Source organism: Candidatus Filomicrobium marinum (genome assembly GCF_000981545.1).
GTDB classification, from domain to species: Bacteria; Pseudomonadota; Alphaproteobacteria; order Rhizobiales; family Hyphomicrobiaceae; genus Filomicrobium; species Filomicrobium insigne.
Map to the genome: position 1 here is coordinate 3,960,773 of NZ_LN829119.1, position 9,170 is coordinate 3,969,942.

General features: G+C 57.4%; 8 protein-coding genes. All 8 read left to right on the forward strand.

The features are described from left to right. The first annotated feature begins 6 nt into the window (after positions 1-6). The 8 genes from YBN1229_RS18440 to YBN1229_RS18475 all read left to right on the forward strand — a co-directional run bounded on the left by YBN1229_RS18440 (position 7) and on the right by YBN1229_RS18475 (position 9,044). Positions 7-423 carry an MAPEG family protein gene (locus YBN1229_RS18440; protein ID WP_046479697.1) on the forward strand — a complete coding sequence of 139 codons (417 nt, stop codon included), beginning with the start codon at positions 7-9 and terminating at the stop codon, positions 421-423. Beyond that, a complete protein-coding gene (locus YBN1229_RS18445; RefSeq protein WP_046479699.1) occupies positions 420-1,715 on the forward strand; it encodes an RsmB/NOP family class I SAM-dependent RNA methyltransferase in 1,296 nt (431 codons plus the stop codon). The genes YBN1229_RS18440 and YBN1229_RS18445 overlap by 4 nt, the downstream gene beginning before the upstream one ends. Positions 1,716-1,931: 216 nt before the next feature. Further along, positions 1,932-3,926: a methyltransferase domain-containing protein gene (locus tag YBN1229_RS18450; protein WP_046480877.1), complete on the forward strand. Its 1,995-nt coding sequence runs from the start codon at positions 1,932-1,934 to the stop codon at positions 3,924-3,926. Between the two features lie 118 nt (positions 3,927-4,044). Beyond that, positions 4,045-4,989 (forward strand): alpha/beta fold hydrolase, encoded by a 945-nt coding sequence (locus YBN1229_RS18455; RefSeq protein ID WP_046479703.1) that lies wholly within the window; start codon positions 4,045-4,047, stop codon positions 4,987-4,989. A gap of 42 nt (positions 4,990-5,031) precedes the next feature. Then, complete coding sequence (locus YBN1229_RS18460) at positions 5,032-5,511, forward strand: TspO/MBR family protein (RefSeq protein WP_160298741.1); 480 nt, start codon at positions 5,032-5,034, stop codon at positions 5,509-5,511. 138 nt (positions 5,512-5,649) lie between these two features. Next, positions 5,650-7,197 (forward strand): glutamine-hydrolyzing GMP synthase, encoded by a 1,548-nt coding sequence (gene guaA / locus YBN1229_RS18465; protein ID WP_046479706.1) that lies wholly within the window; start codon positions 5,650-5,652, stop codon positions 7,195-7,197. A gap of 208 nt (positions 7,198-7,405) precedes the next feature. Next, complete coding sequence (locus tag YBN1229_RS18470) at positions 7,406-8,152, forward strand: CoiA-like domain protein (protein ID WP_197540924.1); 747 nt, start codon at positions 7,406-7,408, stop codon at positions 8,150-8,152. Between the two features lie 10 nt (positions 8,153-8,162). Then, positions 8,163-9,044 carry a DUF4238 domain-containing protein gene (locus YBN1229_RS18475; RefSeq protein ID WP_046479711.1) on the forward strand — a complete coding sequence of 294 codons (882 nt, stop codon included), beginning with the start codon at positions 8,163-8,165 and terminating at the stop codon, positions 9,042-9,044. Positions 9,045-9,170: the final 126 nt, after the last annotated feature.

The window sequence follows — 9,170 nt, forward strand, 5'->3', positions numbered from 1 at the left end:
CGAAACGTGAATTTGGTATGGCCGATCCTGGCGCAAGTTACCCTGACACTTGTGCTTGGCCTTGTGACCGGCTGGGTGCGGTATCAGGCCGTTAAGCGCGGTGAGGTGCGTGTCCGCGAGGTTGCGTTGGACAACCATGCGTGGCCGGACTCTGTGCGTCAGTTCGGCAACAACTTCTCCAATCAGTTCGAAACGCCCGTCCTGTTCTATGTGCTGAGTGGTTTGGCCATTTATCTGGGGCAGGTGCATTTTGCGATGGTTGTCGCGGCGTGGGGGTTTGTTATTTCGCGTTTGATACATGCGACCATACATGTTGGTCGCAATGACTTGAGCCAGCGATTCTGGGCGTTTGGGCTGGGGGTTGTTTTCCTGGTTGCGATGTTCGTGATGATTGTCGCGGCGTTGCTCACGGCTCCGCTGTGAGACCGGGCGCGCGGATACAAGCCGCTATTGAAGTCATGACCGATGTCATTGAGCGTCACAGGCCGGCGTCGGTAGCGCTTGCCGATTGGGGCCGCTCGCATCGTTTCGCCGGTTCTGGGGACAGGGCTGCGATCGGCAATCTCGTATACGATGCCTTGCGACGCCGAAATTCCATCGCCTGGAAGATGGGGAGCGATAGTGCGCGTGCGCTGATCGTGGGAGCCGCGCCTGAGGCGATGGGCGTAACGGCGGCCGATGTGATTGCGTTGGCTGACGGCTCGACTCACAGCATCTCGCCTCTAAGTGAGCTGGAACAAGCAGGTCTTGATCGGCCTCTTTCGGACGATTTACCAGCTCATATAAAGGGTGATTTTCCCGAATGGCTGAGCGGGGAATTCGATAGGGCATTTGGGGCTTGCGCCGTAGCGGAAGGCGAAGCCTTAGCCCGACGGGCGCCTCTTGACCTTAGGGTCAACACGCTTAAAGCAACGCGGGAGAAGGTCCTCAAGGCTTTAGAAAAATACGGCGCGGAGGCAACATTGCTTTCCCCCGTTGGGATTCGTATCCCGGCGCCGCAAGGCGGTAAGCGGGCGCCGAATGTGGAAGCCGAAACGGCTCATGGCAAAGGATGGTTTGAGGTTCAGGACGAAGGCAGTCAATTGGCTGCGCTTCTGGCCGGAGCGCGACCGCGTTTGCAGGTGTTGGATTTGTGTGCCGGTGCGGGTGGTAAATCGCTCGCGTTTGCAGCCTCGATGCAGAACACGGGGCAGGTCTATGCTTACGATAGTGAGAAGACGCAGCTTCGACCAATTTTCGAGCGGTTGAAACGTGCGGGCGCGCGCAATGTTCAGGTTATGGACGCGGGCGATGCGGCCGGGTTGGATGCTCTCAGTGACCGCTTCGACCTTGTTTTTGTCGATGCACCATGCAGTGGTTCGGGAACATGGCGGCGGCGTCCGGATGCGAAGTGGCGGCTTTCCCCCGAAAACGTAGCAGCGCGTCTCGAAGATCAGAAAAGCGTTCTCCAAATGGCTGCCAAAATGGTCAAACCGGGCGGTCGCATGGTCTATGTGACCTGTTCAATCCTGCCGCAAGAGAATAGCGAGCAAGTACGCTGGTTTTGCGCTGAGCATGAAGGCTTTACGCCAATCAACTACGTAGACGAATGGCAACAACAACTCGGGTCTGATGCGCCGGTGTCCTCGACGGGGGATAACGTTGGACTGCAACTCACTCCGGCGCGACATGGCACGGACGGTTTTTACATATCTATATTGTCGAGAAATACTTAGTGTAATCTTCGTGTTTCGTCACAATGTCTGTTTTCACAAATATATTCCGTTCGCGACAAAGAAGTGACTTGATTGATTTCAATATTCCCCTATGTGTCGGCTGCCTTTAGGTTCGCGGGGTCGCGACTCCTTAGGTCGTAGCCGGCGTGATGCCGGTCATCGAGAGGCATGGAACAGCTTTTTAGCCAAATCTTTCAGGAGGTTCGGCAGTATACGATGGCGCCTACAGCGAAACCCAAAAAGGTAAAACGGCCCACTCCCCGCACCAGTTTCGGTCCAGTAGCAGATCTCGAACAGCACTTGCCGTCCGAGTGGTGGCGTAAACTGTTCAACGCTTTGTACGTGAAGACAGACGGGGACGTCGTCGAGAACAGTGAAAACACATCGCGCGACATCGACTTCCTTATTGCGGCGTCCGGCCTAGAGAAAGCCGAGGACGTGCTCGACCTTTGCTGCGGCCAAGGTCGACATAGCCTTGAACTGGCGCGGCGCGGATATCGGAAGGTCACCGGTGTTGATCGCTCACGGTATTTGATCCGGCTTGCCAAGAAGCGTGCGCAGGCCGAGGGGCTGAGCGTGCTGTTTAAGGAAGGCGATGCGCGGAACCCGCGGTTGCCGGAGAACAGTTTTGATCTCGTCTGCATCATGGGTAACTCGTTCGGCTATTTCTCGAACCAGACCGATGATGAGAAAGTGCTCGCTGCCGTCGCCAAAATGCTGCGGCCGTCGGGGCAGATCTTCCTCGACATCACCGACGGCGGGTATATGGCGGAGCACTTCGAGCGTCGCTCCTGGGAATGGATTGATGCGCATCAGTTCGTGTGCCGTGAGCGTTCTCTCTCCTCAGATCGGGATCGGCTAATTTCTCGTGAGGTGATCGTACACGACGAGCTTGGTGTCATCGCGGATCAGTTCTATGCGGAACGGCTCTACACCCGCGAGAGCATCGCGGCGCTTCTCGAGAAGGTCGGCTTCCGCAATTTCCGAGATCACGGCTCCGCCGAGAGTGTGTCGGACCGGGAGCAGGATTTGGGGATGATGGCGCGGCGCATTCTGCTGACTGCGGATGCGCCGGTTAAGGCTGCCCGCAAGGCAAAAGGTGTGACGCACCGCCTCGACGTGACGGTGCTCCTCGGCGATCCCCGCCTGCCGGATCAAGTCAAGCGTGATGGCGTCTTCAACGCCGAAGATCTGGATACGGTACGGCGACTTAAAGAAGGTCTTTCTGAATTGCCGGGATACGAGTTCCGTTTTCTCGACAACCATAAAACCTTGGCGCGCGATCTCAGTGAGCTTTCGACCGATCTCGTGTTCAATCTCTGCGATGAGGGTTTCAATAACGACCCCTTCAAAGAGCTACACGTGCCAGCAATGCTTGAGATGCTGGATTTGCCTTACACGGGCGGTGCACCAGCTGCGTTAGCGGCTTGCTACGACAAGGGGCTCGTACGCGCGGCAGCGATGACGCTCGATGTGCCGGTGCCGCTTGAAACGTATGTGCGTCCAGGGGATCAAGGCGCGACGCTACCGTCGGTTTTTCCTGCGATTTTGAAGCCGAACGTGGGGGATAGTTCGGAGGGTATTACAAAAGATGCCGTCGTTACCGACGAAACGGCGCTTATGGATTACCTGGAAAAGCTGCGGACGTCGTTTCCGAAGCGCTCCGTCCTCGTGCAGGAGTATTTGACGGGATCGGAATATTCTGTCGGCATGATCGGCAATCCAGGACAGGGGCTCAGAGCGTTCCCGATCCTGGAAGTTGATTACTCCAGGCTCGATCCGTCATTGCCGAAAATTCTGGGCTACGAATCAAAATGGGAACCAGAGAGCCCATATTGGACGCAGATTCGCTATGTCGAAGCCAATCTCAATGACCTTGCTCAACAGCAGCTCATTGAGCACTCCTCGCGTTTGTTCGAGCGGCTAGGCTGCCGAGACTATGCCCGGTTTGATTTTCGGGCGGATGCTCGCGGCGAAATCAAGCTTCTGGAAGTGAACCCCAACCCCGGCTGGTGCTGGGATGGAAAGTTCAACTTGATGGCGGGCTTCGCGGGCGTTCGCTACAGCGAAATGCTGGGGCAGGTACTTGGCGCGGCTGTTGAACGGCTCGGTATTGTCGAGCGTCCGGTTGTCCGGGCTGCCAAGTCGTCCAAGACGACGAATAAGACGACGCAGAAAAAAGCGACGCAACGAGCCAAGCAAGTAGCTTGATCATAAGTCGGCGGTGGATACGGCATAGGTTTGTGTCCGCCGCCGCTGCGCATTATCCATATCCCTTGTGGTTTGGCCCTGGGGCCAATGCCGTCATTTGTATTTGGGCGGAGGGGTTGTGGAGCGGTTACGTGAGCCAGAGGATCTCAATCCGCAGCGGCTGCAATTGGATGACGGGCGCGTTTTTGGACTGACGCGCTATGGCGATCCTTCCGGGATCCCTGTGCTTGCGATCCACGGCGCACCTGCTTCGCGTTTGATGTTCGAGGTTGCTGGCCCGGCTGCCCGCGCGCGGGGACTTCAACTTATTTGCCCCGATCGGCCGGGATACGGCCTCTCGCCGGTAGATCATCGGCCGACGCTGGCGCAGCGGGCCGAGCAGCTTGAAGCGATCGCTCATCACCTAGGGCTTGATCGAATGGCCGTTTGCGCGGTTTCGGGGGGGGCGCCTTATGCGGTGGCGCTCGCTGCCCGTTTGGCGCATCGGATAACAGCATTGGCTCTTGTCAGTCCGATGGGGCCGATTGCCGATATGTACGCGGCGCTGGGTGAGGAGGAGGGCGACGCCGGTGTGCATGCCTCCCGCGCCAAGCGTAGGTTTTTCATGGAGCTGCCGAAACGGCGGAGAGCGCTTCGCGCCGTTGCGGCTGTCGCTGCGCGTGGTTTCAATATTTCGCCCAAGCTTTCCGCACGTCTCTTCGCCCGTCTGCTCAACCCAGCGGATACGGCGACGTTGAGCCAACCCCATGTCGAGGCGAGTCTTATCAAGATGACGCGCGAAGCCTTGCGGCAAGGCGTTGTCGGCGGATTGGCAGACTTAGATATTTTTGCGCGGCCCTGGGGTGTGGATTTCGGCGCGATTCATGCACCCACCTTCATCTGGCAGGGCACGGATGATCGGATCGTGCCGGTGGAAGCTGCATTATGGCTCGGTGCACAACTCCCCGATTGCTCGGTTGAGCGGATTGAAGGGGCCGGTCATTTCTGGATATACGACCATATCGATACGGTCTTGACCCAGCTGGCGCGTACCGCCGGGAAAACGGGTAAATGCTCGGAGTGAGCTCGCGCGAGATGGCTGGGATTTCGCTTGGGGGGAACAGCAGTGCGACGCCGGAGTTCATTGTTCGTTTTTCTCGCCATCACTGCGGTTGTCGCGCTTGGCTTTAATACGACGTTTGTAACCGGACTATATTCCGGGACCTGGCCGACGGATTGGTATGATCAACTCGTGAAGCCGGATTGGGCACCTTCTCTCGATGTCTTGGCGGCAATCTGGCTCGTCTGGTATGTGGTCATCGCGGTGGCTGGGTGGATCGTGTGGCGCGCGCAGGGGCTTGGCCTTGCGCTGCTTCTCTGGCTCGTGCAGTTGGGCCTCAATGTGGCGTGGCCTTACGTTCTTTTTGAGCGACACCGCATCGATAGCGCCATGGATGTCATCTTTGCGCTTTTGTTCGCCGTTGCGGCCTTCATCTTTGTGTCCTGGGGGTTGCGGAAGTCTGCTTCCGTCCTGTTTGGACTGTATGCTGGATGGATTGTCTACGTGGCTGCGTTCAATCTCGCGCTTCTGCAGTCCAATACCTGAGCTGTGGCGGGATCGCGCAGGTTGCGAAAGCATTGCTTGACGCTTCTTGAGTGCAATGGTCTATCGAGCCCTAAAGCAGGCGGTTTCGCCGTTTTGCGCCTCCGTTTTTCCCGACACTTCTTGCTTACATAGTGCTCCATGACAAATACCGTTCTCATCATCGATTTCGGCAGCCAGGTCACTCAGCTTATCGCACGACGTGTGCGTGAAGCGGGTGTTTATTCGGAGATCGTACCGTTCAATCGGGCGGAGGACGCTCTGGAGCGGCTTACGCCGAAGGCGATCATTCTTTCAGGCGGACCTTCGAGTGTCACGGAAACCGGAACGCCTCGGGCGCCAGATTGGGTTTGGACGTGCGGTCTTCCTGTGCTCGGCATCTGCTATGGTGAGCAGACGATGGTGGCGCAACTCGGTGGCGGCGTTGAAGGGGGACACACCCGCGAGTTCGGTCGTGCCGAGATAGAGGTCACTGACGCGTGCGCGTTGTTCGAGGGCGTCTGGGCGAAGGGTGACACAGATCAAGTTTGGATGAGCCACGGTGATCGCGTCACACGTTTGCCTGATGGCTTCAAGGTAACCGCTGTATCTCATGGAGCGCCGTTTGCGGCGATCGCGGACGAGGCGCGCAAGTTCTACGCGGTGCAATTTCACCCCGAAGTGGTGCACACGCCGCGTGGTGCCGAACTGATCTCCAATTTCGTGCACAGGATTGCCGGTTTAGCCGGTGACTGGACGATGGCGCACTTCAGGTCGAGCGAGATCGAAAAGATCCGCGCGCAGGTCGGTTCCGCGCGAGTGATCTCGGGACTTTCAGGCGGTGTCGACTCCGCCGTGGCTTCTGTGTTGATCCATGAGGCGATCGGCGACCAGCTCACCTGCATTTTCGTCGATCACGGGCTTTTGCGGTCCGGAGAGGCGGACGAAGTCGTGAGCCTGTTCCGAGGCACGTACAATATCCCACTCGTTCACGTGGACGCGCGCGAGACGTTCCTTTCCGCACTCGATGGTGTTTCAGATCCGGAACAAAAGCGCAAAACCATCGGCCGTTTGTTCATCGATGTATTCGAAGAGGAAGCCCGCAAGCTTGGCGGTGCGGATTTTCTGGCGCAGGGTACGCTTTATCCCGACGTTATCGAAAGCGTGTCGTTCACCGGCGGGCCATCGGTAACAATCAAGTCTCACCACAACGTGGGTGGGCTTCCAGAGCGAATGAATTTGAAACTGGTCGAGCCGCTCCGCGAACTCTTCAAGGATGAGGTGCGCGTGCTTGGGCGCGAGCTGGGGTTGCCGGAAGCGTTCATTGGCCGACATCCGTTCCCCGGTCCGGGCTTGGCGATCCGAATTCCAGGTGAGGTGACGTCGGAGAAGCTCGACATTCTACGTCATGCCGACAGCATCTATTTGGAAGAGATTCGCAAGGCTGGTTTGTATGACCGCATCTGGCAGGCGTTTGCTGTTCTGCTGCCCGTGCGAACGGTGGGTGTTATGGGGGATGCGCGCACCTACGATCACGTCTGTGCGTTGCGTGCCGTCACATCAACGGATGGCATGACGGCTGATTATTTCGATTTCAGCCATGATTTTCTTGGACGTACAGCGACCCGCATCATCAACGAGGTCAACGGCATCAACCGCGTCGTCTACGACATCACCTCAAAGCCGCCGGGGACCATTGAGTGGGAGTGAGGGGGGGCTGGCTTCGTGCCCTCGTAGCTCTCGGCGCAATCTGGGGTTGGAGTTAGTGGTTCGGTGAAAAACGAAGCCTTACATCTTAGCGAAAAAGACTGTGCGATTGACGGTGAGGGAACAATCAGTGCAGTACGCATTATTAGACGGGGAACGGCGTGAGGCTGTCTCAGGAGCCCTTGGTACATGCCCAACCTGCGGGGCGAGCATGGTCGCCAAATGCGGACCTCGCATCATTCATCATTGGGAGCATCGCGGGCGGCGCAATTGTGATCCTTGGTGGGAAAACGAGACCGAGTGGCATCGGGGATGGAAGAATTTGTTCCCAGAATCTTGCCGTGAAATCGCTCACACCGCGCCGGATGGCGAAATCCACCGTGCCGACATTAAGACGCCGACCGGCATCTATATCGAGGTCCAGCATTCCAGCATAACGGATGCCGAACGCACGTCGCGCGAAGGCTTCTACCAAAATCTCGTTTGGGTGATCGACGGGAGGCCGTTTCGCCAAAACTTCGATATCTATCACATGCTGCCGGACCCGACGTCCAGGCTTGCGCAGGATTTGGTGTGGGTGAAGGCGGCGCGCTCGATGGCAGGTACCAGCAGCGGAACGTTCTTCCGGGTCTCAGCCAATCAGAAATACTATCCAGGTGTCACGAAGGCCACGCTGCGCGGGGGGCTTATCGAAGGGCTCGATAGGATTAAGCCCGAAGTGGAGGCGAGCTATCGAGGCCATCACCAATATCATTGGGCAAGTCCGCGCAAGACATGGTTGGACGCTGCTTGCCCCGTCTACATCGACTTTGGTGATGAGTGGCTCGTCAGGCTCGAAGTGTACGACGAAACGGGCTTGAGGTGCGTTCGCCTAGTTGCCAAGAGAAAGTTCGTTCACGACGCCATAAGTGAAATGCGGGCTGAGGACATTGCGACGCGCTTCTATCCACTTGCGTGAGGATGACGTCATGGGCAAGCAAGTCACCAGACGCTGCCATTGGGTAGCACAATCCTATCTGAAAGCATTTGCCGCTGATGATAAAGGGCATCGTATTTGGCGCTTCAGTAAGAACGAGGGCGAACCAGAACTAAAGCGCATCGACAAGGTGGCCGTTAAGTTTCACCTGTATGCGCCGATGGGAGCCTGCGGCAAACGCGACGACGCTTTAGAGAAGAAGCTTGCCGACCTCGAAGGCTTCTTTGGTGATCCCACGTGGAAGGCGGTCTGCAGCGACTTTCCAGATTTTTCGTGGGAGCCGTTGCGCAAGATGGTCGCGCTCTTGGCTGCGGTTACCTGGCTGCGTACGCCTCGGCAATTCGAATTCTGGAGAGCGATGCATCAACAGTTTGTCGATTTCTTCACGCAGCACAATACTCTACCCGACTTCGGTCACATCAGCGGCCGGCGCATCGAGCTGGATCATTCATCGTGGCCCGCCTTCCGCGATGCCACTGAGGAAGATATGAAAAAGGCATGGAACGACCGGGTAGGACAAGCTGCCGGCACCGCCGAGATGTTTCTAAAGATGCGCTGGTCTATCCTTGTGAGCGAAACACCGGTGTTTATTACATCCGACAACCCGGTTCTGGTTGGCGATACGCTCGGCCACTATGGGGGATTGAAGCATCCGGATGCCATGGTGACATTCCCCTTGAGCCCGACCCGAGTATTGATGATGGACAATCGCCACAATGAGCCGGATGCACAGTTCTATCCTCTCAAGAACCTGGCGGCTGCCACCAATATGCTGATTTGGCGGAATGCAATCGAGCATATGTTCTCTCCGCGACACCCTGATAAGGTCGGTGCCGAGATGATTGCGGACGCTGAACGTATGGGCCCTGCCTAGGTCGATCGAATAGTTTCTGAATACTTAGACAGGCAGTCCTGGCGCGCAGCGCGCCTTTGAGTGCTCCCACCGCGCTGCGCCAACCACCCCCTCAAACAAATCCCCGCCCCTCTCCCCCGCCCCTCT